The organism is Cupriavidus sp. L7L (genome assembly GCF_004353535.1).
Classification (GTDB): domain Bacteria; phylum Pseudomonadota; class Gammaproteobacteria; order Burkholderiales; family Burkholderiaceae; genus Cupriavidus; species Cupriavidus oxalaticus_A.
On sequence record NZ_SMNY01000010.1, the window covers coordinates 459,289 to 484,287 of the forward strand.

The 24,999-nt window shown below is 65.9% G+C and carries 22 protein-coding genes; 12 read left to right on the plus strand and 10 right to left on the minus strand.

Features of this window, described 5'->3' with window-relative positions; all coding sequences use genetic code 11:
- Positions 1–12 precede the first annotated feature (12 nt).
- From E1J61_RS13790 to E1J61_RS13810, 5 genes are all read left to right on the plus strand, one after another.
- Entirely contained in the window at positions 13–1,248 is a 1,236-nt protein-coding gene (locus E1J61_RS13790) for a phosphoglycerate kinase (protein WP_243736856.1), read from the plus strand.
- A gap of 36 nt (positions 1,249–1,284) precedes the next feature.
- Positions 1,285–2,322 carry a class II fructose-bisphosphate aldolase gene (gene fba / locus E1J61_RS13795; protein ID WP_133094601.1) on the plus strand — a complete coding sequence of 346 codons (1,038 nt, stop codon included), beginning with the start codon at positions 1,285–1,287 and terminating at the stop codon, positions 2,320–2,322.
- A gap of 68 nt (positions 2,323–2,390) precedes the next feature.
- Entirely contained in the window at positions 2,391–2,687 is a 297-nt protein-coding gene (locus tag E1J61_RS38815; protein WP_133094602.1) for a Dyp-type peroxidase, read from the plus strand.
- Between the two features lie 98 nt (positions 2,688–2,785).
- Positions 2,786–3,808 carry a class I fructose-bisphosphate aldolase gene (locus E1J61_RS13805; RefSeq protein ID WP_133094603.1) on the plus strand — a complete coding sequence of 341 codons (1,023 nt, stop codon included), beginning with the start codon at positions 2,786–2,788 and terminating at the stop codon, positions 3,806–3,808.
- Positions 3,809–4,121: 313 nt separating this feature from the next.
- Positions 4,122–5,864, plus strand: coding sequence for a tannase/feruloyl esterase family alpha/beta hydrolase (locus E1J61_RS13810; protein WP_133094604.1), 1,743 nt, complete (start codon positions 4,122–4,124; stop codon positions 5,862–5,864).
- A 92-nt stretch (positions 5,865–5,956) separates the two neighbouring features.
- Here E1J61_RS13810 and E1J61_RS13815 read toward each other — a convergent pair whose 3' ends face one another.
- A complete protein-coding gene (locus E1J61_RS13815; protein WP_133094605.1) occupies positions 5,957–6,580 on the minus strand; it encodes an FMN-binding negative transcriptional regulator in 624 nt (207 codons plus the stop codon).
- Positions 6,581–6,661: 81 nt separating this feature from the next.
- Here E1J61_RS13815 and E1J61_RS13820 point away from each other — a divergent pair, with 81 nt between their 5' ends.
- Entirely contained in the window at positions 6,662–8,146 is a 1,485-nt protein-coding gene (locus E1J61_RS13820) for a PLP-dependent aminotransferase family protein (RefSeq protein ID WP_133094606.1), read from the plus strand.
- 5 nt (positions 8,147–8,151) lie between these two features.
- Complete coding sequence (locus E1J61_RS13825; RefSeq protein WP_243736867.1) at positions 8,152–8,973, plus strand: DUF899 family protein; 822 nt, start codon at positions 8,152–8,154, stop codon at positions 8,971–8,973.
- Between the two features lie 75 nt (positions 8,974–9,048).
- Here E1J61_RS13825 and E1J61_RS13830 read toward each other — a convergent pair whose 3' ends face one another.
- Together E1J61_RS13830 and E1J61_RS13835 are read right to left on the minus strand one after the other, a co-directional pair.
- Complete coding sequence (locus tag E1J61_RS13830; protein ID WP_243736868.1) at positions 9,049–9,999, minus strand: tripartite tricarboxylate transporter substrate binding protein; 951 nt, start codon at positions 9,997–9,999, stop codon at positions 9,049–9,051.
- 141 nt (positions 10,000–10,140) lie between these two features.
- The gene (locus E1J61_RS13835; RefSeq protein WP_243736857.1) at positions 10,141–10,773 is read right to left on the minus strand and encodes a TVP38/TMEM64 family protein; all 633 of its coding nucleotides are present in this window, start codon (positions 10,771–10,773) and stop codon (positions 10,141–10,143) included.
- 670 nt (positions 10,774–11,443) lie between these two features.
- On the opposite strand from E1J61_RS13835, the gene E1J61_RS13840 reads away from it, so the two are divergent.
- Positions 11,444–13,471: a kelch motif-containing protein gene (locus E1J61_RS13840; protein WP_133094609.1), complete on the plus strand. Its 2,028-nt coding sequence runs from the start codon at positions 11,444–11,446 to the stop codon at positions 13,469–13,471.
- A 241-nt stretch (positions 13,472–13,712) separates the two neighbouring features.
- Positions 13,713–14,177 carry a RidA family protein gene (locus tag E1J61_RS13845; RefSeq protein WP_133094747.1) on the plus strand — a complete coding sequence of 155 codons (465 nt, stop codon included), beginning with the start codon at positions 13,713–13,715 and terminating at the stop codon, positions 14,175–14,177.
- Between the two features lie 17 nt (positions 14,178–14,194).
- On the opposite strand, the gene E1J61_RS13850 is transcribed toward E1J61_RS13845, so the two are convergent.
- Positions 14,195–15,106 carry a LysR family transcriptional regulator gene (locus tag E1J61_RS13850; protein ID WP_133094610.1) on the minus strand — a complete coding sequence of 304 codons (912 nt, stop codon included), beginning with the start codon at positions 15,104–15,106 and terminating at the stop codon, positions 14,195–14,197.
- Between the two features lie 304 nt (positions 15,107–15,410).
- Between E1J61_RS13850 and E1J61_RS13855 the strand changes: the two genes are divergently transcribed.
- Positions 15,411–16,121 (plus strand): SDR family NAD(P)-dependent oxidoreductase, encoded by a 711-nt coding sequence (locus E1J61_RS13855; RefSeq protein ID WP_133094611.1) that lies wholly within the window; start codon positions 15,411–15,413, stop codon positions 16,119–16,121.
- Positions 16,122–16,197: 76 nt separating this feature from the next.
- Here the strand turns inward: E1J61_RS13855 and E1J61_RS13860 are convergent, their stop codons facing one another.
- The 3 genes from E1J61_RS13860 to E1J61_RS13870 form a co-directional block, all read right to left on the minus strand.
- Positions 16,198–17,436 (minus strand): polysaccharide pyruvyl transferase family protein, encoded by a 1,239-nt coding sequence (locus E1J61_RS13860; RefSeq protein WP_133094612.1) that lies wholly within the window; start codon positions 17,434–17,436, stop codon positions 16,198–16,200.
- 4 nt (positions 17,437–17,440) lie between these two features.
- A complete protein-coding gene (locus E1J61_RS13865) occupies positions 17,441–20,857 on the minus strand; it encodes an adenylate/guanylate cyclase domain-containing protein (protein WP_133094613.1) in 3,417 nt (1,138 codons plus the stop codon).
- A 97-nt stretch (positions 20,858–20,954) separates the two neighbouring features.
- Entirely contained in the window at positions 20,955–22,352 is a 1,398-nt protein-coding gene (locus E1J61_RS13870; protein WP_133094614.1) for a hypothetical protein, read from the minus strand.
- 404 nt (positions 22,353–22,756) lie between these two features.
- Between E1J61_RS13870 and E1J61_RS38820 the strand changes: the two genes are divergently transcribed.
- Positions 22,757–22,915, plus strand: coding sequence for a hypothetical protein (locus tag E1J61_RS38820; RefSeq protein WP_371703993.1), 159 nt, complete (start codon positions 22,757–22,759; stop codon positions 22,913–22,915).
- 195 nt (positions 22,916–23,110) lie between these two features.
- On the opposite strand, the gene E1J61_RS38825 is transcribed toward E1J61_RS38820, so the two are convergent.
- From E1J61_RS38825 to E1J61_RS13885, 3 genes are read right to left on the minus strand one after another with little or no spacing between them, the layout of a single operon-like run.
- Complete coding sequence (locus E1J61_RS38825) at positions 23,111–23,713, minus strand: polymorphic toxin type 22 domain-containing protein (protein WP_371704076.1); 603 nt, start codon at positions 23,711–23,713, stop codon at positions 23,111–23,113.
- Complete coding sequence (locus tag E1J61_RS38225) at positions 23,604–23,846, minus strand: hypothetical protein (RefSeq protein WP_243736859.1); 243 nt, start codon at positions 23,844–23,846, stop codon at positions 23,604–23,606. The genes E1J61_RS38825 and E1J61_RS38225 overlap by 110 nt, the downstream gene beginning before the upstream one ends.
- Positions 23,847–23,863: 17 nt before the next feature.
- Entirely contained in the window at positions 23,864–24,619 is a 756-nt protein-coding gene (locus E1J61_RS13885; RefSeq protein ID WP_207951209.1) for a hypothetical protein, read from the minus strand.
- Between the two features lie 101 nt (positions 24,620–24,720).
- On the opposite strand from E1J61_RS13885, the gene E1J61_RS13890 reads away from it, so the two are divergent.
- On the plus strand, positions 24,721–24,927 hold the full coding sequence (locus tag E1J61_RS13890; protein WP_133094615.1) for a hypothetical protein: 207 nt from the start codon (positions 24,721–24,723) through the stop codon (positions 24,925–24,927).
- Positions 24,928–24,999: the final 72 nt, after the last annotated feature.

A 24,999-nucleotide genomic window follows, 5' to 3' on the forward strand; every position in this document is an offset into this window, starting at 1 on the left:
AGGGTGGCTACGATGAGCATTTCCCATGCTACGGACACGCAACCGAAACCCGCGGCGCCGCACACGCTGGCCGCATTGCTCGCCGCCGGCGGGCTGGCCGGCAAGCGGGTCTTTATCCGCGCCGATCTCAACGTCCCGCAGGACGATGCGGGACAGATCACCGACGATACCCGCATCCGTGCTTCCTTGCCCGCGATCGAGGCCTGCCTGCAGGCGGGGGCCGCGGTGATGGTCACCTCGCACCTGGGCCGTCCCGAGGAAGGCCAGCCGGACCCGCGCCACAGCCTGGCGCCGGTGGGCCGCCGCCTGTCGGAGCTGCTGGGCCGGCAGGTGCCGCTGCTGTCCGGCTGGACCGCGGGCTGCTTCCAGGTGCCGCCCGGACAGGTGGTGCTGCTGGAAAACTGCCGCGTGAACAAGGGCGAGAAGAAGAACAGCGACGAGCTGGCCCAGAAGATGGCCGCGCTGTGCGACATCTACGTCAACGATGCCTTCGGCACCGCGCATCGCGCCGAAGCCACTACCCATGGCATCGCCAGGTATGCGCCGGTCGCCTGCGCCGGCCCGCTGCTGGCCGCCGAGATCGACGCGCTGGGCAAGGCACTGGGCCAGCCGGCGCGTCCGCTGGTGGCGATCGTGGCCGGCTCCAAGGTCTCGACCAAGCTGACCATCCTGAAGTCGCTGGCCGACAAGGTCGACAACCTGGTCGTCGGCGGCGGCATCGCCAACACCTTCATGCTGGCCGCCGGCCTGAAGATCGGCAAGTCACTGGCGGAAGCCGAGCTGGTCGGCGATGCCAGGGCCATCATCGACATCATGGCCAGGCGCGGCGCCTCGGTGCCCATTCCCGTCGACGTGGTCTGCGCCAAGGAATTCAGCGCGACCGCTGCGGCCAACGTCAAGGATGTGAAGGATGTGGCCGACGACGACATGATCCTGGACATCGGCCCCCAAACCGCCGCGTTGCTGGCCGAGCAGTTGAAGGCCGCCGGTACCATCGTCTGGAACGGCCCGGTGGGCGTGTTCGAATTCGACCAGTTCGGCAACGGCACGAAGGTGCTGGCGCAGGCCATCGCCGAATCCAAGGCCTTCTCGATCGCCGGCGGCGGCGACACGCTGGCCGCCATCGCCAAGTACGGCATTGCCGACCGTGTCGGCTACATCTCCACCGGCGGCGGCGCGTTCCTGGAATTCCTGGAAGGCAGGAAGCTGCCCGCACTGGACGTGCTGGAGCAGCGCGCCGCCGGCTGACCCGTATTACCAAGCATCGACTAAAGGAGCTTCACCATGGCACTCATTTCCTTGCGACAGCTGCTGGACCACGCGGGAGAGTACGGCTACGGCGTGCCGGCATTCAACGTCAACAACCTGGAACAGATTCACGCCATCATGGAAGCGGCCGAGGAGACCGACAGCCCGGTCATCCTGCAGGCCTCGGCCGGCGCGCGCAAGTATGCCGGCGAGGCCTACCTGCGGCATATGGTGCTGGCCGCTGCCGAAACCCATCCGGACATCCCCATCGTGCTGCACCAGGACCACGGCTCCAGCCCGGCCGTGTGCCAGGCCTCGATCCGCTCCGGCTTCACCAGCGTGATGATGGACGGCTCGCTGCGCGAAGACATGAAGACGCCGTCGGACTACGACTACAACGTCGAGGTCACGCGGCGCGTGTGCGAGATGGCGCATGCGGTCGGCGTGTCGGTGGAAGGCGAACTCGGCTGCCTGGGCTCGCTCGAAACCGGGCAGGCCGGCGAAGAGGACGGCGTGGGCGCGGCAGGCACGCTGTCGCACGACATGATGCTGACCGACCCGGCGCAGGCGCGCGACTTTGTCGCACGCACCGGCGTGGATGCGCTGGCCATCGCCATCGGTACCAGCCACGGCGCCTACAAGTTCTCGCGCAAGCCCACCGGCGACATCCTGGCGATGGACCGCATCCGCGAGATCCACGAGCAGATCCCCGATACCCACCTGGTGATGCACGGCTCCAGCTCGGTGCCGCAGGAATGGCTGGAGATCATCCGCCAGTACGGCGGCGAGATCAAGGAAACCTACGGCGTGCCGGTCGAGGAAATCCTGCGTGGCATCAGGATGGGCGTGCGCAAGGTGAATATCGACACCGATATCCGCCTGGCCATGACCGGGGCGATCCGCAAGTCGCTGTCCGAGGACCGCAGCGAGTTTGATCCGCGCAAGGCCCTGCTGGCGGCCAAGAAAGGGGCCAAGGGCGTGGTGAAGCTGCGTTTCGAGGCCTTCGGCTGCGCCGGGCAGGCGTCGCGGATCAAGCCGGTGGGGATGGAAAGGATGGCGGGGCTCTACCGCTAGCGACGCTCGCAGTACCACCACCCCGCCACGGCGATCCGGCTGCAGAGCCGCAAGCCGTCAGCAGCCCCATCACCCGTAGCGCGATTTTCATCGTCGCGACCCTTTCACCCGGCGCCGCGCACGCCGAAACCGTGCGGGCGTGGTGCGCGGATGTGGCCGCGCTGGTCCGTGCCGTAGGCAAGCGGGTCCAGGGCGGCAACCTCCTCGAGAACATGTTCGTGGGGCGCCCGCCCGGCAACTATGACCGGCTGCTGGACTTCAGCGAGGCGGTCAGCGGCAACCTGTTCTTCGTGCCGCCTGCCTCGCTGCCGGAGGCGCTTGCCGAACGCCGCCCGGGAGGCGCCGATACCGGTGAGGCTCGGTAGTTCCGCGTGGCGGTCCGCGACGGCCCGCACGCCGGTCGCTTGCGCAATCGCACCGAGGCGCCAATGCTTGTTGTTATACCCCCTCCCGGAGCAACGCCATGGACACAGCAAGCGAACTGCAAGCCACCGTCGACGCCATGGTGCAGGGCGCCAAAGGCCTGCTGGCCGCCGACGAAAGCGGGCCGACCATCGCCAAGCGGTTCGACCGCATCGGTGTGGCATCCAGCGAGGAGAGCCGCCGGGCGTGGCGCAACCTGCTCCTGTCCACGCCGGGCCTGGGCCAGTTCATCAGCGGCGTGATCCTGTACGAGGAGACCCTGGGCCAGCGGGCCGACGATGGCACGCCGCTGCCCGAACTGGCCGCGCGCCAGGGCATCGTGCCCGGCATCAAGGTCGACAAGGGCAAGCTCGCGCTGGCGCACGCACCCGGGGACGAAATCACCGAGGGCCTCGACGGGCTGGCAAAACGGCTTGCCGGCTATCGCCAGCAGGGCGCGCGCTTTGCCAAATGGCGTGCCGTCTACAACGTGTCCGACAAGCTGCCGGGCCGGCTTGCCATTCACGCCAACGCCGAGGCGCTGGCGCGCTATGCCGCGATCTGCCAGGAGGCAGGGATCGTGCCCATCGTCGAACCCGAGGTGCTGATGGATGGCGCGCACAGCATGGCGCGCTGTGCGGAAGTCACCGAAGCCGTGCTGCATGAGGTGTTCGACGCCTTGCAGCGGCATGCGGTGGTGTTCGAGCACATGCTGCTGAAACCCAGCATGGTGCTTCCAGGCAAGGATGCGGGGCAGGCGGCACCGGCAGAGGTTGCCACGCAGACCGTACAGGTGCTCAGGCGCACCGTGCCCGCCGCGGTGCCGGGTATTTTTTTCCTGTCCGGCGGCCAGACGCCCGCCGAAGCCACCGCCAATCTCGACGCAATGAACCGGCTGGGCCCGTTGCCCTGGCGGCTCAGCTTCTCCTACGGGCGCGCCTTGCAGGAGCCGCCCTTGCTGGCGTGGCGCGGTGAACCGGCCAACGCCGCGCTGGCGCAACGGGCGCTGCTGCAGCGCTCGCGGCTCAACGCCATGGCGTGCCTGGGGCAATACGAAGCGGCGATGGAGAACGCCGCGGCCTGATCAGCGCGCAAGATGCCGGCGGGCGTGCTCTTCTATCGCTGAATCGCCGGCGGCCTGCCACGCCGTTTGCAGGTCCTTCCCGATTCGATTGAAAGAACTTCCGGTCGCCGGCCCGGGTGCGCGTGTGACGCGCGCATCCGGCAAACACCCGGCCCTCCGCTTCGGCAATACGGTACATATTTCACGCTCCACATCCGTCTCATCACCTGCGTGCTGGCATGCCGAATGCAGACGCAGGCACCGAGGATTGTCCCGCCGGGGCCGAGGTCCCGGCGGCGCTATCCCGTCCCAGGAGACCCCGTGGAGAAGACAAATGTCAACCGACTTGCAAAGCAGAGTTTTGCCAGTGACCTTCAAACTGGCTCCCGTCCTCGTTGCGACCGTGGCCGGCCTTGTGCTGAGTGCCTGCGGCGGCGGTGACGGTGACAACGATCATCCCCCGCCGGTAAAGACCCCGGTATCGTGCCAGAACTTGCCGGGCAAGACCGTCCCCGCGAGCAGCATCGGCCTGCCTACCAAGGGCGCAACGGTTGCCGAGACCGACATGGTGCCGGCTACCGGCGGCGGGCAGCTGGGCACTGGCGCGTATTGCAAGGTAACGGGGACCATCGCCCCCGTCGATCCGACGGCACCACCGATCCGGTTCGAGATCAACATGCCCGCCAGCTGGAACCAGAAGGTGGTGATGTTCGGCGGCGGCGGCTATGACGGGACCATTCCCAACACGGCAGGCAATGTGCCGGCCGGACCGACTGACCAGCCCTCGCCACTGGCGCGCGGCTATGCCACCTTCGCCAGCGATTCCGGCCACCAGGCGGGTGCGCTCGGCAGCCGCGACGGCTCGTTCGGCGTCAATGACGAGGCGCTGCGCAACTATGCCAGCGACGCGCTGAAGAAGACGCGCGATGTGGCGATCGCGCTGATCCAGATGCACTACCAGGCCGATGGCCCGAAGAAGGCCTACTTTGCCGGCGGATCGACCGGCGGCCGCGAAGCGCTGGCCGTGGTGCAGCGCTGGCCGCAGGACTGGGATGGCGCCATCGTGCTCTATCCCGCCTGGAATGCCGCCAGCCTTGACCTGCAGTTCGGCCGCATCACCCGCGCGCTGGCCGCGCCGGGCGCCTACCCGAACCAGCCCAAGCGCAAGGTGCTATACGACGCCGCCATTGCCGCGTGCGACGACCTCGACGGCGTCAAGGACGGCCTGATCAGCAATGTCGCCGCCTGCAATGCCAGCTTCGACCCATCCACGGCCATGCTCAACGGCCAGCCGGTCCGCTGCGCCAACGGCGCCGACACCGGGGACACGTGCCTGTCCGACGCGCAGATCAACGCGCTGAAGGTGTACAACTCGCAGATCGTGTTCGGCTATGCGCTGGGCAGCGGCGAGACGCAGTATCCGGGCTTCAACGTCTGGGGCGCCGACCTCGGCTTGGCCGGCAACGCATCCGTCCAGCCGACAGTCATTGCCCTGGCGCTCAACATCGATGCCCCGGTCAATCCGATGCCCGCTACCGCGCCGTACATGAGCGTGTTCTGGGACCAGTGGGTGCGCTACTTCGTCACGCGCGATCCGACCTTCAACTCGCTGACGCTCGACCCGCAGAACCCGGGGCCCTGGCAGGACCGCATCAGCCAGCTTGCCGGGCTGCAGGACATCAACAAGACCGACCTGTCCGCGTTCATGAACAAGGGCGGCAAGATCCTGATGGCGCACGGCAAGTCCGATGCGCTGGTCAGCACGCGCGCGACCGAGGACTACTTCACGCGCGTACAGGGAACGATGGGCGCGGGCAATGTCGCCAACTTCATGCGTTACTACGAAATCCCGGGCTACGGACACTCGATAAGCTCGGTGTTCAATGCTTCGTGGGACTCGCTGACGGCGCTTGAGAAGTGGGTCGAGCAGGGCACCGCGCCGGCTTCGCTGACGGTGACCGACACGGTCGGCGTGCCGGGCCGCACGCGGCCGCTGTGCGAATACCCGAGCTGGCCGAAGTACAACGGCGCCGGCGATGTGAACCTGGCATCGAGCTTTACCTGCGCGACGCAATAATGCGGAGGCAGGCGTAGGAAAAAGGGGCGAGCCCGTGCGGCTCGCTTCGTTTTGCTTGCTTGCTCTTTTACTTGCTCTTTTACTTGCCTGCCTTACCAGGCACGACGCATGGACTGCGCGAGTTCGCCGAATCCCCGCGCTTGCAGCGATTCCGCGGCACCCAGCCGGTCGCGCGCTTCCCGGTTCTGGCTCAGCTTGACCTTGCCCTGCAGCGCAGTGACGGCGATCTCGATGCCGACGATATGGCGCAGCATGCCGTCGATGAATTCGGGCGTGGAGTCGCCCATCTTCCACGGCCTGGGCTCGTCCGCTTCGTGCCGGCGCGTCAGGCGCGCGACGATGCGCCGGACGAAGCGTTCGTCGTCATGCACGGTGAGCGTGCCGTGCGCGTGCACCACCTCGTAGTTCCAGGTCGGCACCAGGCGGTGCGTCTCGTGCTTGCTCGGGTACCAGTTTGGCGAGATATAGGCCTCGGCGCCGCGAAAGACGACCATGACCGGCGTGCCGGACGGGCAGCGCTGCCAGACCGGGTTGGCACGCGCCACGTGGGCGCTGAGCACGCCGTGCGAGCCCGCGTCGGCGTCGAACTCGAACGGAATGTGGTCGGCATCCAGCGTGCCGCTTGCCTGGGTGACCAGCATGCCGAGCGGGTGCGCGCGAATGATGCGCGCAAGTTCTTCTGGGCGGGTTTCTGCGAAGTGGGCGGGGATGTACATGGGGCGAACGGGTGTCCTGGCGTCGTAGATACTGTCTCCTGTAACTGGCACAATCGCAAGGTCCAGTTTTCAGGATTTTTTATGGGCCAGTTTCCCCGACTGAACGGCTCGCGGCCGGGCGCCACCGGCGCGGGACGGCGCATCTACGACCTGCTGCGCGGCCAGATCGCGGACGGCACGCTGCCGCCGGGCGCGCCCGCACCGTCCACGCGGGCGCTGGCAGCCGAGTTCGGGGTATCCCGCACCACGGTCACCGCGGCCTATGAGCAGTTGGCGGCCGAAGGCTTTCTCGTCACGTCGGCGGGGCGCGCGGCGCGGGTTGCCAATGCGCTGGCGGCGCCGGCGCCTGCCAGCGCGGCCGGGACGCCGCGCCTTGCCTCCCGTTTGCCGCTGTCCCGCTTTGCACGCCGGCTGGCGGACATCGGCATGCCGGCATTCCCCGACGCGGAACCGCTTCGTTTCGACTTCCGCTATGGCGCGGTGGCGTCGCGGGATTTCCCTACGCTGGCGTGGCGGCGCGCCTATCAGGCCGAACTGCTGCGTCAGCAGGACGGCCTTTACTATGCGGCGCCGGAGGGCGACCCTGCGCTGCGCCGCGCCCTGCAGGGCTATCTGCGGCGGGCCCGCGGGCTTGCCTGCGAGCCCGCGCAAATCGTGGTGGTGAACGGCTCGCAACAGGCCATCGACCTGTGCGCGCGGCTGCTGCTGGATGCCGGCGACGCCTTCGCCTTTGAAGATCCCGGCTACCTGATGGCCCGGTGCTGCTTCGCGGCGACCGGCGCCACCTGTCTGCCCACGCCCGCGGACGAACACGGACTGGATACCGCCAGCCTGCCGCAGCACGAGCGCGTCCGCCTGGCATACGTGACGCCATCGCACCAGTTCCCGCTGGGTGGCGTGCTGCCGGTCGGCCGGCGCATGGAATTGCTGCAATGGGCACAGCGCCACGATGCCTGGATCGTCGAAGACGACTACGACGGCGAGTTCCGCTACGGCCAGCGCCCGATCGACACGCTGCAGTCGATCGACACCGACGGACGCGTGATCTACGTCGGCACCCTCTCCAAGGCATTGTCGCCGCAACTGCGGCTCGGCTACCTGGTGCTCCCTGCCGAACTGGTGCCGGTGTTCCGGCAGGCCAAGCGGCTGGCCGACCGCCATGCGCCGGTGCTGGAGCAGCGCGTGCTGGCCGCGCTGATCGAGAGCGGCGCCTACGAACGCCATGTGCGGCGCATGCGCCGGGAGAACGAGCGCCGCCGTGCGGCGTTGCTGGATGGCATTGCCCGCTACCTGCCCGCGGATGCCGAGGTCAGCGGCACGGCGGCCGGCCTGCATGTGGTGCTGTGGCTGCCGTCGCTGCGCCCGCGGGACGAAGCGGCGCTGGCGGCTGCCGCGCGGGAGCAGGACGTGGGCGTTTATCCGTTGTCGCCGCTGTTTGCCTTGCCGCCGTCGCCAGGACCCACACGACCGGCCGGGCTGGTGCTGGGCTATGCCAGCCTGACGACCCGGCAGATTGAGGAAGGCATGCGCATCCTGGGCGCGGTTATCGCGGCTATGGCCGCGTGAACCCTATGCTGCCGTGCTATCGGATCGCGTCTATGCCGGTGTGCTCGAAGGCGCGGAGAACCGATCCCGGCGTCGACAAGCCTAACAGGGAGCAACCGCAGGAGGCTAGCATGTTGCACGTCACTTACCCCAACGAAAGCGCAGAGTACCGCAAGGCGCGAAACGCACTGCTTGAAGAGGAAATTGCGTTGCGAAGGCATATCGAGGCCGTCGCGGCGCAGCGCCGCGCGCTGCCGCCAGGCGGCGAAGTGCCGCAGGACTACCTGTTCGAGCGGATCGGCGCGAACGGCATGCCCGAAACGGTCGCAATGTCCGGGCTGTTCGGCCCGCATCCCACCCTGGTCCTGTACAGCTTCATGTACGGCCCGGACCGCGATACGCCATGCCCGATGTGCACGCTCTTGCTCGACTCCGTCAACGGCGCGGCCAGGCATATCGGCCAGCGTGCTGCGCTCTATATCGTCGCCAAGTCGCCCATCGCGCGGCTGGTCGCGTGGGCGCGCGAACGGGGATGGGCGCATCTTCAGTTCCTCTCGACCGCGGGCAACAGCTACGACGCCGACTACTTCGGAGACTCAACGAAACTGCCGGCGCAGATCCGGGCGTTGAGCGGCGGGAAGCCCGGCGAGGAATGGGACGACACCGCATTCAACGTATTCCGTCTCGACCACGGCAAGGTCCGCCACTTCTGGGGCAGCGACCTTACCTGGGCACCGGCGGACGTTGGCACGGATCATCGATCCGGCGACGCCGTCAGCGCGCTCTGGGGCCTGCTCGACATGACGCCCGAGGGGCGTGGGCAGTTCATGCCGAAGCTTGCCTACTAACGCCCCGCGAGCGACCAGTCCTTCATCGCAGGATGCCTGACAGCGCAGGCCATTGCGACGGGCCTGCGCTGCCCTTCACTTCTCCTGCATCCTGGCCGCCTTGACGATCTCGCCCAGCCGCTTCCGTTCCGCATTGACGAACTTCACGAAATCCGCACGCGTGCCGCCGACCGGCTCGATGCCGACGGCCTTCAGCTTGGCGGAGGCGTCGGGATCTTTCATGGCCTTGTCGACCGCCGCGGCGACCTTGTCGAGAATGGCGTTGGGCGTGCCCTTGGGCGCGTGGACACCGGCCCAGTGGGCGATCTGCAAATCCGGAAAACCCTGCTCGACCGCGGTGGAGAGCTGCGGGTAGGCCGAGATGCGCTGCGTCCAGGTCGTGGCCAGCGCCTTGAACTTGCCTTCGTGCAGGATGTGCGGCAGCGCGATGATGCTGGCCTCGGAGGTGCCCTCAACCTGGCCGCCCAGCACTGCCGTGGTGCTCTCCGACCCGCTCTTGTACGGCACCGGCTGCAGCTTCGCGCCGTACTTTACGTTCAGGATCTCGGCGACAAAGTGGGGCGTGCTGCCGGTTCCCGCGGTGGCGAAGTTGAAGCCGGTGCCTTTCTTCGAGGCCTCGACAAAGTCGCGCAAGTCCTTGTAGGGCGCGTTCTTCGGCACGACGATCACCGACGGCGCGAGGCCGATCATGGCGACCGGCACCAGGTCGTCGTCCTTGAACGGCATCGACTTCTTGATCATGCTGTTGGAAATGACACCGGCGGCGCTGATCAGGAAGGTGTAGCCATCGGGCTTGCTCTTGGCCACCACGTCCGCGCCGACGGTGCCACCGGCGCCCGGGCGGTTCTCGACCAGTACGGTCTGCCCCAGCTCCTTGGAAGCGCCCTCGGCCGCGGCGCGCGCCATCAGGTCATTGGCGCCGCCAGCGGCGAAAGGCACGACAAAGCGGATGGGTTTGTTCGGCCACTGCCCTTGTGCCGAGGCCGGCGTAGCGGCAATCAGGCTTGCCGTGGCCAGCAGGCCCAAGGCGAATCGATATTTCGTGGTCAAGGCTTGTCTCCGTGTGTGGATCAGGGAATCGGCTCGTCAGCGTATGTCTTTTGTGCCGGTAATCCTATATTCACCCGGGGACTGCCCGCAACGACCTGATCTGAGCCGACGCCCGCCTCAGCGCCGACGCAGGCCGCCAGCCTTGTGCTTCCTGGCCGTACGCAGCGCCAGTCCCGCCAGCACCGCCACGACCGCCAGGATGCCGGCGGCGATGAAGAAGGGCAGGGGCCGGTCGATCGCCAGGCTCTCGCCCGCGACGACGATGCCAATCGCATAGCCCGCTTCGGCGATGGCGATGGCGGCCAGGAACTTCGCGAAGGGGTAGCGCATCGTGCCAAAAAGATAGCCGGGAATTTCGGACGGCACCGCGATGCAGAACAGCAGCACCGCCCAGAATCTGATGCGCTTCGATACGTAGTCCTGGTACTTCGCCAGCTTGTCCGCATAACCGCTGCGGGCAAGCAACGGATAGGCGAGACGGCCGATGCCGTAGGCGGCAACCGCGCCCAGCACCCAGCCGCCCCAGAGCAGAAGAACGGTGAGGGGCTTGCCAAACACGGCGCTGGCCGGCGGCACCAGGACCACGCTCGAGGCGAAAGCGAGCATGGCAGATACGGCGGAGAACAGGAAGAAAACCAGCGCGCCAGCCCCGGGATGCTGTTCCATCGTTGCCTGGGCCCAGGCGATGGCCTGGTCGGCAAAGCCCTTGACGGGCGGGGACAGCACGGCCAGGGCGACCAGCGCCGCCACGGTGCCGACTGCAGACCAGAACCAGATGGTGCGCCGATTGGCAGACAATTTGCTCAGCATATAAAAATTAGAACCGCGGGCAGGGCCGAAGTTTCGATGCGAGAGCACGGTGGATCACGACGGGGGGCGCCGTGTGCGCGGCCACTGGCGGCAATTTCGAGTTTTACCTCGCGGCACAAACTGCAAGAGGTTGACGGCTCATTGCCCCGCTAGAGACATACGAGCCCCGACGTAGTTGTCTCCTCTCTGAAACGATCTGTCCGGTTTGCACTGGCCGGCAATTCTTCCGCCGCAAAATTTCCGAACAGAATCAAGACGCTAGCCCGGTTGGCACCGATCTCGCTTAGCCATTTGAATCAATTCGCTATTCCGGGGAGATGCCGGGCGTGGGCCGGCGATGCCGGCACGCGCTCAAGTTGGCAGTGAAGCTACCGCCCGAAGGCAGTATTGGAGGGCGCAGCCGAGACCAGGGATGTCGTCCCGCGCGCTTCCCTGTCTTGCGACGCTGCGGGTGCACCGCATGTCCAGGGCATAGCCAAATGCGCCACGGAAATCAGAGAAGGAGGGCGCCACCAGTACCTTGGTTGAAACAGCTTTTCAAGGGCTGGGGGCACTGCTGGCTGCAGTCCTCCCGGCTGTTTCCTGCATTGATGGCTTCAAAGGTGGTCGTATGGCAAATCGTCGTAAGGCCCTGTCACTGGCGCTGACAGGCACATGCTCGTTCTGGCTTATCGCCGCGCCGGCCGGTACCGCTGCGGCGGTGGAGGCATGCCCTGCCGCGGGTGCGACGGTATGTGGGGTAAACAGCGGTCTGATTCCCGTGCACAAGGATTTCATCCACACCTCGCTGATATGGAATAAGAAGTACGCGGAATGTCCGAAAATGCTGATCTGGATGCGGCCATCTGAGTACAAGCCGAAGCACTATCTGAATCCGCCGGTGCAGGGTGCTGGCTTCCCGGGATTCAACCAGAAGTACATCGATCTGGTACAGGGCGGTTTCGGGCTCGGACAACTCGACGAAAGCGGCTGGTCGCGCTACAGCTCCGACCTCGAACGTGAAAACACCCAGATCGTGGATGTCTGTGGACTGCAGTCCCTGATCGATACCGGCATATTCACCAAGACGGCTATCGCCGACCTGACCAGCGCGGACATCAGCCATACCGATCCGTTCTTTTCGGACGCAGGCTTTTCCAGGGGACTGGGATATAACCTGTTCTGCACTGGCCACGTGGCTGGCATCGATGGCCGCATCTATGTAGTCGGGTTGCATGACAAGGGCGGCAACAATGGCGGCAGGAAGGTCAATATATTCGACCCCAAGACCGAGCAATGGGTATTCAGGCCCACGCCCTGCGTCAGGTCAGGCTTTGAATCGGATCCGACCGGCACCTTGTCGCATTGCAATCCCCTCGATGAGAACAACACCGACCCGCCGCTCCCCTCGGACCTGAAGTACCAGCGGTGGTACCCCACCGCCGTGACCCTGCCCGACGGGAAGATCCTGGTGCTGTCCGGCTCGGACCAGGATACCAGCGTGGGGGCGGGCAACGCGAGCGCCACCAAGGTACGGCAGGCGGTACCCGAGGTGTACGACCCCAAGACGGACACGACGGTGGCGCTGGAGAGCGCGCGCAAGCTGTTGCCAATGTATCCGCGCGCCTTTGTGGTCCAGACCGGCCCTGGCGAGAAGGACTGGAAGGTCGCGGTGACATCCGAAGTCGTGCCGCCCCTGCCCGGGGAAACGGGCGGCCTCAACATCCGCGGATATGACCCGTTCTTCTACAGCGGCAAGACCTACCTGTTCGATGTCCAGGCAGCGCTGGCCGATCCGCTGATCGCCACGCCGGCGCAAAACCATTGGCAATATGTCGATACCGCGCAGAATGCCCACGACAGTGGTGCCGGGGCCATCATGGTAACGATCAACGCGGATGGCACGTGGTCGCAAAACGTGTTCCTGTTCGGCGGATCGAATGGCGGCAACACACCGGGATCGGCGGTTGCGGAAACCATCAACTTCTCCAGCGCGACGCCAAAATGGACGTCCCTTAGCAACCTGGCCCAGCCGGTCTCCCAGAACAATGTGGTCGTGCTGCCGGACGGGAAGCTGCTGGTCGTTGGTGGTGCCGAGGGCGACGTCAACAGCCTGGTCTACCAGCTGTACAATCCGGCCGACGGCAGCAGGACCGACGTGGCCACTTCGCCGGTGCCCCGGCATGACCATTCCACTGCGCTGCTGATGCCAAATGGCGGTGTATGGGTGATGGGCGGCAACCGGGTCAACCTGATACCGGGATCGCCGCAGACGCAGGCGCAGCGTGACGCCGCCGTACCGGTCATCGAGTTCTACAAGCCGCCGTATTTCTTCAAGGGCGCGAAGCCGGTCATCACCCAAAGTCCCAACAGCATCCACTACGGCAACAGCTTCAAGCTCGACGTCTCCGGTACTGAGGTCGAGTCGGTGGCGCTGGTTCGTACCGGTCCGATCACGCACAACTGGACCTGGGGAAACCGGTACGTGAAGCTGCCGGTGCGGCTTCACAACGACGGCAAGCTGGAGGTCACCGCGCCGCCGCTGCCAGGGCTGGCGATTGCCGGCGACTACGTGCTCTACGCCGTTGGCAAGAACGGGACCGTCAGCGAAGGGCGGCATGTGCTGCTGAAGTCCAAGGGGGAACCTGCGAACGATTAGACATTGGCAGGTATTGACCGCCGGACCCGTCCGGGCCCTTCGTTCGCGAAGCGGCCCCCGACGGGCACGCGGATTTGTTCCATGGCGTTTCTATTCCTGTTCCCGCCGGTGCCTGTATTCCCGGTCAATGCGCACCTAAAGTGAGCCTGACAGGAGAAGGCCGAAGACTGCGCTGCCGCCATTCAGGCCAGCCGCACGGCACTCCCGATTCACAGCACACCCGACCAGACTGGAATACATGATGTCCGTACATGAACGACTTTCGGCGCGCGGACTGGCGCTGCCGCGGCCCCCGCAACCACTGGGCAGCTATACCGCCGTCAGCCAGGCGGGAGACCTGCTCTTCATCTCCGGCCAGTTGCCATTGCAGGACGGCAAGGTGGCCTGGCAAGGCCAGGTCGGCAAGGACCTGACGGTCGGGCAGGGCAAGCTGGCCGCCGAACTCGCGGCGCTCAACGTGCTGGCGCAGATCGATGCCTCCCTGGGTGGCTTCGAGCGCCTGGACCATATCGTTCGCGTCGACGGCCACATTGCCAGCGCGCCGGGCTGGTTTGACCAGCCCGCGGTCCTCGACGGGGCTTCGGACCTGTTCCGCGATGTGCTGGGAGACAAGGCCGGCCATGCACGGACCATTTCCGCGCATTTCCAGCAGCCCGCCAATGCAGCGGTGATCCTCGTGGTGATTGCGCAGCTCAAGCCTGCGTGAGCGCTCCGCGTGGAGATTTACGCGGAAAACTTCTCCACCAGGAAGTCGACGAAGACGCGCACGCGGCGCGTCACGTGCCGCGCCGACGGGTAGAGCAGCACGAACGGCCGCGTGCTGCCGCTGAATTCCCGCAAGACTTCCACCAGCGTGCCGTCGCGCAGGTCCTGTTCCACCACGAAGCGATAGGTCTGGAACAGGCCCGCTCCGGCGCGGACCAGCGTGGCCCCGCCGAGGATGTCTTCGGTCGCCGCATAGCCGCCGGTGGTGACGATATCGGTGTCTTCGCCATTGACGCGGAAGGTCCAGGGAATGCGCCGGCCGCTGCTGGGGCGTTCGAACTGGATGCATTCATGCCTGAGCAGGTCTTCCAGTGACCGGGGCGTGCCGGCGCGCTGCAGGTAGGCGGGCGTTGCCACGACCACCAGCTCGGCATCCTCCAGCTTGCGCGCAATCAGGTTCGAGTCGTCCGGCGCGCGGCCGCGCACCGACAGGTCATAGGTGTCGTCCGCGAAATCGACGTTGCGGTTGCTGATATGCACGTCGACCTCGACTTCCGGGTACTGCGCCCGGAACGCCGGCAGGACCGGCAGCACGCGGTAGTGGGCATAGGGCGTCGGCAGGCTGATCCGCAAGCGGCCCGCGGGCGCTGCGCGCTGGCCGCTGACCTGCCGCTCCGCATCCAATAGCTGCGCCAGCGCGCCCCGGCTTTGCTCGAAATACAGCCGGCCTTCGTCGGTCAGGCGGATCTGCCGCGTGGTGCGCACGAACAGGCGTACCCCCAGCCGTTCTTCCAGCCGCTGCACGGTGCGGCTGACTGCAGGCGGCGTCACGCCGGCCGCGACCGCGGCGGCGGTGAAGCTGCCCAGTTCGGCGGCCAGGCAGAACAGCTCGATGCTGCCGAGCTGGAGGTCATCGAATTGCCTTTTCATCGGGTCGGATCAGGCGGTGCATCGGGTGGCGGGAAGCGGTGTTCCCATCATATGTGGGCCTTTGCCAGAAGTCGATGGCGGCCGTCTAGCGGGCGGAAAAGCGGCCGGGAGTCGACGTTTCGCCGCCTTGGCAACGGTGCTTCCTGCGCCATTTGTTCCGCGCGTGCATAACTGTTTGTTCCGCCGAGGTCTTCGAACCACGGGACGGTTCTCCTAGATTTGAGCCCATCGGAGCCGTCGGCCCGATCGGCCCGAAGGACCTGAAGGACCCGAAGGCCGAATCAACTGACATCGAGGTAAGAAAATGAGTGCAGCACAGAAGGTTGTCGTCATCACCGGCGCATCGCAGGGCATCGGCGCGGAACTGGTCAAGGCATTCCGCGAGCGCGGCCATCGCGTGGTCGCCACCGCGCGCAGCATCAAGCCGTCGGACGACGCGGACATCCTGGCCGTTCCCGGCGATATCGCCGACCCCGCAACGGCGCGCCGCGTCATCGCCGAAGCCGTGGCGAAGTTCGGCCGCATCGATACGCTGGTCAACAATGCCGGCATCTTCGTCGCCAAGCCGTTCACCAGCTATACCGACGAGGACTATGCCACTGTCACGGGTATCAACCTGACGGGCTTCTTCCATATCACGCAGCTGGCCATTGCCGCAATGGAGAAGCAGCGCAGCGGCCATGTGGTCAGCATCACCACCAGCCTGGTCGACCATGCCATCAGCGGCGTGCCGTCGGTGCTGGCCTCGCTGACCAAGGGCGGGCTGAGCGCGGCGACGAAATCGCTGGCGATCGAGTATGCGAAGACCGGCATCCGCGCCAACGCGGTGTCGCCCGGCATCATCAAGTCGCCGATGCACCCGAAGGAAACGCATGAGGCGCTGGGCGCGCTGCATCCGGTGGGGCATATGGGCGAGATGCGCGATATCGTCGACGCCGTGCTGTACCTTGACCGCGCGCCGTTCGTGACGGGCGAGATCCTGCATGTCGACGGCGGCCAGAGCGCCGGGCACTGAGTCTCCTGCCCGCAAGGGATCGACGGCGCGACGGGGCAGTTGCCCTGTCGCGCCGTTTTGCGTTGAGCCACCGGTGCTAGCCGTCCTGAACCAGCTTGAACGCGGCACGGCACGCGGCGGCCCATTCGCGGGCCAGCGCGCTGCGCTGTGCAAGCCCGATTGCCAACGCCTGGTCCATGCTCGCCGCAAGTTTCTCTACGGGTACGGCCGCCGGCGCGCCGGCCGCGCCCCAGGCCGAGGCGAACGCAACCTGCTTGCTGGCTTCGGGCGGTTGCCCGGGCCGCAGCAGGCCCAGCCTCGGCAAGGCAAAGGCGCCTGCGACGATGCCGCCGTGCAGGCTGCTGCCGATGAAGCCCTGGCTGTGCGCGACCAACGCGCAGATGTCCCACAGGTCGAGCGAGCCAAAGAGCGCGACGTGCGCGCTGCGCAGCCGTGCGGCAAGGCGTTGGTAGCAAGCCAGGTCGTCATGCCATGGCGCGGCGCCGGCGCGGAACAGCACCACGCCCAGGTGCCTGTCCCGGGCGACGCGCTCGAGTTGGGAGGCCAGCTGTGCCAGGGTTTCGTCGTCGCCAAAATCGGCGCTGCACTGCACCGCCAGGTATCCGCCCGGGAAACCCGACCCGATGCGGGCGCATTCGCCATGGCCGGCGCGCCGGCGGATGCGATCGCCGAACAGTTCAGCCACCAGCACCGCCGGATCCGGCTCCAGGCGGCAATCGATGCCGTTCGCGGCAAGCACGGCCCGGGTTTGCCGGTCCCTGACGCCGACACTGGTGGCGGCGCCGAGCTTGGCCACCACTTCGGCCCGCATGCCGGACTCGACCGATCCCAGGTCAATGCCACCGGCGGCGTGGACAATGACGCGCCTGACGTTGGCAAACAAAGTGGCAGGCAACAGGTAGGGAGCAAGGTCCGGCACGCCCAGTTGCCGCCGCGCCCACGCCGTGCGCTCGCGCGGATGGCTATCGAGCCGCGCTACCACTGCGCCGGCCTCGTCAGGCGGCAGCAGCATCACGGCGGCTTCCCACGGCGAGCACGTCAGGATTTCGCCGCCCACGTGGATGACCTCGACGGCGGCGTCGCCCACGGTGGCGGACAGATGCGCCAGCGCGCGGACCCGGTGGCCGCCATGGCGCCTCAGGTCGCGCCCGGCAAGACCTCCGAAATAGAGTTTGTCACTGGTGCGGTGCTGGCCGATCATGCGCCGCACCACATGCGCGAGCAGCAGGTCGCCGAAGTTGTGGCGGTCGAAGGCGCCGAACAGGATCGTGAAGGTCGCGGCGCCTGCCTGTTGCCGCGGCCCGGACGCTGGCATGGCATCAACGGGCGGACACGGCCTGCATGTCCGCGCTGTCGAAGCCTTCCGTCAGCCCGGCCCGGATGCCCGCCAGCAACTGGATGGCCGCTTGCTCCTTGCCTTGCTGCCGCCATAGCTGCGCCAGGTCCAGCGCGGCCCGCAATTCCAGCGACCTGGCATGCTGGTGGCGAGCCACTTCCATCGCCTTGTCGAAACACGCTTGCGCTTCGGTGTCGCCTTCAGGCCGCCCCTCGGCAGCCGACCGTTGCCGTACCAGCTCGCCGTTCAGACGGTGCCATTCCGCGTCGCAATAGTGCTCCCCGGTCTGGTCCACCGCGTCCTTCGCCACGGCAAGCGCGTCCAGCCCCGCCTGCCATTGTCCCTGGCGTCCGTAGGCGTGTGCCAGCAGGCAGTGGAAGTGCGAATTCCCCAGGACCGCACCGGTCGCATGATAGGCGTCCAGCCCTTCATGCATCAGCGCGATGCCTGCCTGCTGCTGCCCCTGTTCCGTTAGCGCCCAACCGCGAAGGATGGTGGTCCACGCGCGCCACAGCGGGAAACCCTGCTCGGTCGACAGCGTGATGGCGGCATCGGCGTATTCCTGCGTGAGTTGGGGCTCGCGGCGGAACTGGTGCAGTTCCGCGGCCTGGCACAGGGCATGCGCCAAACTGAAGGGATGGGATATCTGCCGCGCCAGCGCAAGCCCGTCCTGCGCGCACTGGAGGGCCTGGTCCGGATAGCCAAGCGTCCAGAGCACGAGTGCTGACGCCGACAGGGCGCGCACTTCGGGATCCACGCCATGGACATTCAGGTGGGTGAGATGCGGTCCTGCGCCATAGAGCGCGAGGGCAGCGCGCAGATGGGTATGCGCGATGCCGAACCTGCCCAGGTAATACGCGCTCATCCCAAGCGCGACATGCGCTTCTCCCGACAGCTCCGGATCGTTGGTTCGCCCGGCCAGCCGCAGCAGTTGCTTGCCCAGCCGGTAAGCCTTCGCATGCTCCGCCCGCAGCGAGAAATAGGTACGCAGCCCGACCAGCGTCGGGAACAGCTGTAGCGTGTCGCCGCCCTGGCCGCACAAGGCCAGCGCGCGGCTGTAGGTGGCCTCGACCTCGGCGGCGGCAAAGCCCCGGGCGGCGATCAGTGCCGGCCCGATGGCCAGCCGCAGCGCGAGCTCCTGGTGTGCGCGTTCCGGGGTGTCCGGCTGGCGGCCGAGCAATTCCAGGGCGGCATTCAGGTGGCTGATCGCCTCGTGGTAGGCCGAGCGCTGGATGGCCTGCTGTCCCGTGTACTGCAGGTATTCCACCGCCTTCGGGTCGTTGCCGCTGAGGCTGTAATGCCGCGCCAGTTCGCCGTAGTGGTCCTTCAGCTGGTTCTGGAACAGGGCCTCGATCGCCTGGGCGGTGCGCTGGTGCAGCGCGGTGCGCTGCTCCGTCAGCAGGCTGTTGCCGGCCACTTCCTGGGTCAGCGCATGCTTGAAGGTGTATTCGGTGTCGGGAAAGGCCGGCCGCTCGTAGATAAATTCCCCCGCCTGCAGCTGGGCGAGCAGCGGGCGCAACTGCTCATCGGGTTGCGCGACCACCCGCTGGATCAGGCTGAGCGTAAACTCTTTCCCGATCACGGCGAGGGTTTGCAGCAAGTCCTTCTCGGCACGGGACAGCCGGTCGATGCGGGCGGCAAGCACGCCCTGTACCGTGGTCGGGATATGGAGCGCCGTGGGCGTCTTCTCGATGCGGTAGTGGCCGGGCTCGCCAAGCAGCGCCTTTTCCTCGCACAAGGTTTGCACCACTTCTTCCATGAAGAAGGGATTGCCTTCGGTCTTTGCCAGGATCAGGCGCTTGAGGTCCGCCAGCGCCGGATCGTCGCCGAGGAGCGCGGTGAGCAGTTGCCCGGCTTCCGCCAGGCCCAGCGGGTCTAGCCGCAGCGGCGTGTAGCAGTCAAGATGGCTCCAGCCATGCTGGTACTCGGGCCGGTAGTTCAGCAGCAGCAGGATCCTGGCGTTGGCAAGGCGGTCGACGAGTACATCCAGGAAGGCTTCGGTCTCGCTGTCCAGCCATTGCAGGTCCTCGAACAGCAGCACCAGCGGCTGGTTGCGGCTCTCGCGCGCCAGCAGGGTGGTGATCGCCTCGAAGGTGCGCTGGCGCCGGATCAGCGGATCCATGTTCGGCAACGCCGAGCCCGGCTCGCTGATGCCCAGCAGGTGCAACAGGTATGGCAGCACGTCTTCCAGTCCCCGGTCGAGCATCACCACGCGGCCCGCCACCTTTTCGCGGGCCTTCCGTTCGTCGTCGTGAGCCTCGATCTGGAAATAGTTCTTCACCAGCTCGATCAGCGGGAGGTAGGCAAAGGCCTTGCCGTGGGACACCGAGAACGTCTCCAGCTTCAGGCAGCTGCCCGGCGAACGCGCCTTGAATTCATGGAACAGCCGCGATTTGCCGACTCCGGCCTCGCCGACCACCGCAACGATCTGCCCCTGACCCGCCGCGGATCGCTGCAGTGCCTGGTGCAACGTCTCCAGCTCCAGGCCGCGCCCGACGAAGCACGCCAGGCCCCGATGCGCCGACACCTGCAAGCGTGTACGCAGCGGCCCGATGCCGGTCAGCTCGTAGACGGCCAGCGGCATGGGAATGCCCTTGACCTGCGCAACGCCCAGCGGCTTGAAGGCGAAATACCCTTCGGCAAGCCGCTGCGTGGATTCGCTGACGAAGATCGACGAGAGCGCCGCCATGGTTTCCATCCGCGACGCGATGTGGATGGTGTGGCCGACCGGATCGTAGTCCGTGTGCAGATCGTCCTTGCGGATCGAGCGCACCACCACTTCGCCGGTGTGGATGCCGACCCGGATCTGCAGCGAGATGCCTTGCTCCAGCCTGAGCCTGTCGCTGTGGCGCTGCATTGCCTTCTGCATGCGCAGCGCGGCGTAGAGCGCACGCTGGGGGTGGTCCTCGTGCGCGATCGGTGCGCCGAACAGCGCCAGGATGCCGTCGCCCAATGACTTGGCAACGTAGCCCTCGTAGTAGTGCACCGCCTCCATCATCAGGTCGATCACCGGCGTGATCAGCCGGTGGGCGTCCTCTGGATCCAGGTCGTGGATCAGCGCGGTCGAGCCGGCCATGTCCGCAAACAGCACGGTGATGGTCTTGCGCTCGCCGGCGGGCTCGCCGCGGGCTTCCAGCGCCGCCTGCTCGCTGCGGATGCGCTCGGCGAGGTGGGGTGGCGTATAGGACACCGGGGACACCGGGGACACGGGCGAGACCGGCGCGGTGGACGCGGCGGGTGCCAGTTCCCCACAAGGCTCGCCGCATGCACTGCAGAAGCGCGCCGCCGGCGCCAGGGCTTGGCCGCAACTGCGGCACTGGCGGACGAGGGCGCTGCCGCACTGCTGGCAAAAGTTGGCACCCGCGGTGTTATCGCATCCGCACTTTGTGCACTGCGCCATGGGGCCTCCTTGGGGACGCGTCCTTCATAGGATTAGTGCCCAAAGCCGTCCATCGCAAGAGGCGTTGCCAGGGATCGTGGTTCAGCAGGAAAACGCGTTACGAGATGTCTTCCATGTTGTCCTGCTGCGAGCGGATATCCTCCGGACTGAACACGATATACCCGAGCGCCTTCAACAGCTGCACCGCTTCCAGCTCGGCGTCGAGATAGACCGGCCGGTCCGGTCGCCGCAGGCGCGGCGCGGGCTGCCAGCGTGGCAGCCCGCTGGCATGGGGGCCAGCCGCGCCCGGGCCATCCGGTTGCCGCGCGGTCAGGATGCGGCAATGCTCCACGCTGGGCCGCCAGGCCACGTCGACGGCGACATTGAAACGCGCCACGCACAGCCGCAAGCGCTTGAGAGCCTGCAGCCAGCTGATGAAAGTGTCGCGCTTGGATGGCTCGTAGCCCTTGAGCAGCGTAGTGAGCTGATCATGGGCCGCGGGGTTGGCCGCTGCCGGGTCGTCGTCGAGCAACGCAAGCTCCAGCGCGACCTGCTGGCACTTGTCCTGGTCGTAGATCGTGCACTCGCAGTCGAGTACGCCTTCCTGCAGCAGCTCGCACAGCAGCGCCCACACCCGGGGGTTCTTGTCGAGCCGGCCTTCGAGCGTGGGATCGATCTGGCAGAGGATGTCCGGCAGGGGGCGTTCGGCATCCGCCTGCACGGCATGCGCGAACGCCATCGCGTTGTCCGAGGGCGTGTCGCCGCGTGCCAGCCGCTGCAAGGCTGCCTCCTTCAGTTCGTGGATCTCCGCGATGGTGTCGACGGCATGCTTCCAGGCAAACGCTTCCAGTCCGCCCGCCAGCTTGCGAGCGGGCCTGGCAAGCTGGCCTGCCAGCGTCTGGATGAAGCCGGTGCAGATGCTGCACTGACACTCCAGCCGGCCGGCGTGCAGGAAGCCGGCATACAGGCGCTCCCGATGCCCGCAATGCGGGCATTCCACCGAAAACCCTCCCTGCCGTGCCGCGCGTTGCGACGCGAGCAGTCCGTCGACCTGGTAGTGCGCCTGGCCATCGCAGCAAGGGCAGATCCATTCCAGCTTGTGCGCACCGTCGCGCGGCGCGACCGCGCGGTCGAACTGGCGCTCGATCGCGCTGCGCGGAATCCCTTGCGAGCGCCCGAGTACGTCGGCGGAATAGCGCCAGTAGCAGTACGAGTGCGCGGCAGCGGCCGCTTCGGGGCCGAGGCGCTGCAGGGCGGAGATGAGATGCGTGCTGCGCCGGATCTCGTCGGCCTTCGCGTCAACCAGCGCGGCCCCGCCGGGCATCACCGCCTCGAGGGCGGCGCGGCTCTGTGCGAGGAAGTCCGGCACGTGGACGCTGCGGATGAAGTCCTCGTTCTCGAGCCAGAACATATGTCCGGGCAGCGATTCCAGTGCATCGACGCCGGACCTGACTTCCGGCATGCCGGGACAGGCGAGAAACGTGAAGGGTTTGCTGAACAGGAATGCATCGGCCATGTTTTGTCAACGGAGAATCCCGCTCACGGCCGGTACTGCACCGCGTGCGATGGTTTCACCCCATGATTCCAGTCAGGCCGAGCGCGCGGACGGCGCATGCTTCTCACATCAGCCCGTATTTGGGGAGATTCCCCTTGTCCTTGTTATTGTTAATTCTTGTCCGGCTATGTCTTGTACCGCACAGATTCGCCGTGCCGGTTAGGACAGGATAGGCGACGGTCATGGATCCCCGCAATGATCAATAAGCGACGCTTTCACAATGAGAAATGTGCCGCGCAACCATGCCCCGAAAGGGGCAGGATCAGGAACCGGGCCTGCGGACCGAACGCGCTGGCCACACACCGCCGTCGACCAGCCCGGCGGTAATCTCCAGCAACTGCGTCCACACCGTGCTTGCGGCGAGCGTGACCGGCATCGTCGCCGACCGGCAGATCCACACCTGGCGGCTCATGGCCGGCTGCACGATGCGTGCGCATGACACCTGCCCGGCGCGCCATTCCTCCTGCACGGCAGCCTGCGACAGGATGGTGAAGCCGACATCCGCGGCGGCCAGCGCGATTTAAGCGGATGGTCGTCTAACTGCTGCGCCATAGCATTTGCCATTCTGCAATGCTTCAAAGTATCCGTAATTTAAAGATCCAAATATATGCGATCAGCCCAAAGCCCACCGCGATTGCACACCAATAGGCAATTTTCCATTTGCGGGAGAGCTTCTTGTAACGCTCTTCGGTCATTCCTGGCCCAAACATATCTTTCTCCTATTGCGCAGGGAAGCCATATCCCAATGGTGATCCTCCCGCACCCCGGGGGACACTAATTCCATATTCCACCGAGGTTTTCCCTCCATAACTATGATTCAATCCGCCTCCTACTCCAATAATTGGGGCGGCGGGCAAAGGAAAATAGGCAGATGCCGAGCCACCGTCGCCTTGAAGGAAGTTTGAAGTATCCGCTGCCCCTGTGCCGCCAATGATGTTGCCGAATGTCACCGTAAGGCCGGGTTTGAAAGCACTGTAGGGATAGCCACGGCCAACTGCCCACTGACCGAATGTATCTCCGTTGTGTAGATTAATCGCGGCTCCACCGGATACGATATAGAAATTTCCCTGAATTGTTAAATAATCTGAGCCACTGTTTGGCCTTCCTTGGGGAATGCAATCAGAGGATATGCAGGCATTGCCATCAGGAGCATATGGATTGGCTGAGGAATACGTAGGCGTTGAAGCTGGCGCGGGCTTCGTGGTGCCATTGCTATTCCATTGCGTTCTCGATTTGCTCTGTCGTGTACTTCCCGCCGCTGTCTTTTGCCAGCTTGATCGCCAAGGCTCGTTCGTTACTGCCGAGTTGGCGGTTGAAGCGATCCGTGTTTGACGCCGTAGCCGCACCAGACCCGCCGCCTAGAACTGCGCCAATGCCGCCTGCAACGATATTGGCTGCAAGGTTGCCAATCGTTTGGTCAAGATCACTATTCCCTGTATTGACTGAGCTATTCACGCCATTGGCTAGTTCGTTCAGCTTACCGCCGGCGAGTGAAGCCGCGCCTGCACCCGCAGCGCCTGCGATGGTATTGCCGCCGCCCAAGCCGGCCACCAGCGCACCGCCGGCACTGTGGAGAGCGGCGCGATACTTGCCGCCTTCCTTCCAGCCGTCAATATCGGACTGCGCCGCTGCATGGCCGCCTGGTTCTCGGCGCTCGGGTCCTGCTGATACGCTTCCGCAGCTGCCTTGTAGCGATCCTGAGCTGCCTCCTGCTTGGCGTTGGCAACCTGCCCAACGGTCTTAGCAACCGCCTCGCCCGCCGCCTGCGCCGCAGCCATCATGTCCGACTGCTTGTCGAGCACGTTCTTCAGGTCGGGATTCTTGCCTACCGTGGTGTTGGTGGCAGCGGTGTCACGCTTGAGGTCCGCCAGGTCCTGCTTCTGATTGGCCGTGTCACGGATGGTGATGGTGCCATCCGCAATGGCGCTGTGCGCCACGCCGTCCTGACTGCCGCTCTCATGCTGCGGAATCATCAGGTTGATGCCGCCGGTGTTCTTGCCGGAGGTCAGGCCGCTGTTGCTCTTGCCATCCTGTGTGCCGGCGGTAATCCCTCCCGCGACGCGAAAGGCTGGGGAAGGATGGGAGAGGTAGTCCTCGCCGTGCGCGAACAGATCGAGGAGCGGGACGGTGCCGGCCGCGCGTTCCGGTAGCAACCGCTGCGTATCAAGCAGGTAGCGGTGTGCGGCCAGGGCGCCAGCCTGGTAGGAGGCTATGGAGGAAGAGGGCACCCCGGCCAGCATCCTGAGCGGGGGAGATGGATATGACGCGCGCAGTCGCGCATCTCTAGTGCGTTGGGCATGAGGACTCCTGTGACAGTGGAGCCCGCCGGATGCTGGCGATCGGACTGGGCGTGACGATCGGCGGCGGGCTCGTCAGCCTGTTCTCGGTCAAGCTGGGCGTGGCGGCGCCGGCCTACCGGCTCGCCTTCCTCAGCATGGGCCTGGTTACCGTGCTGTCGGGACTGGTGTTCCGCCGCCTCGATGCCAGCCAGATCAATCCGCAGAGCGTGAAGCGCGAGGCGGTGCAGGCACGCTAGCGCCTGCTTATGGCGTTCACGGCATATTGGGGATACGGGGAGATAGGTCTAATATCGACGCCTGAGGCGGAC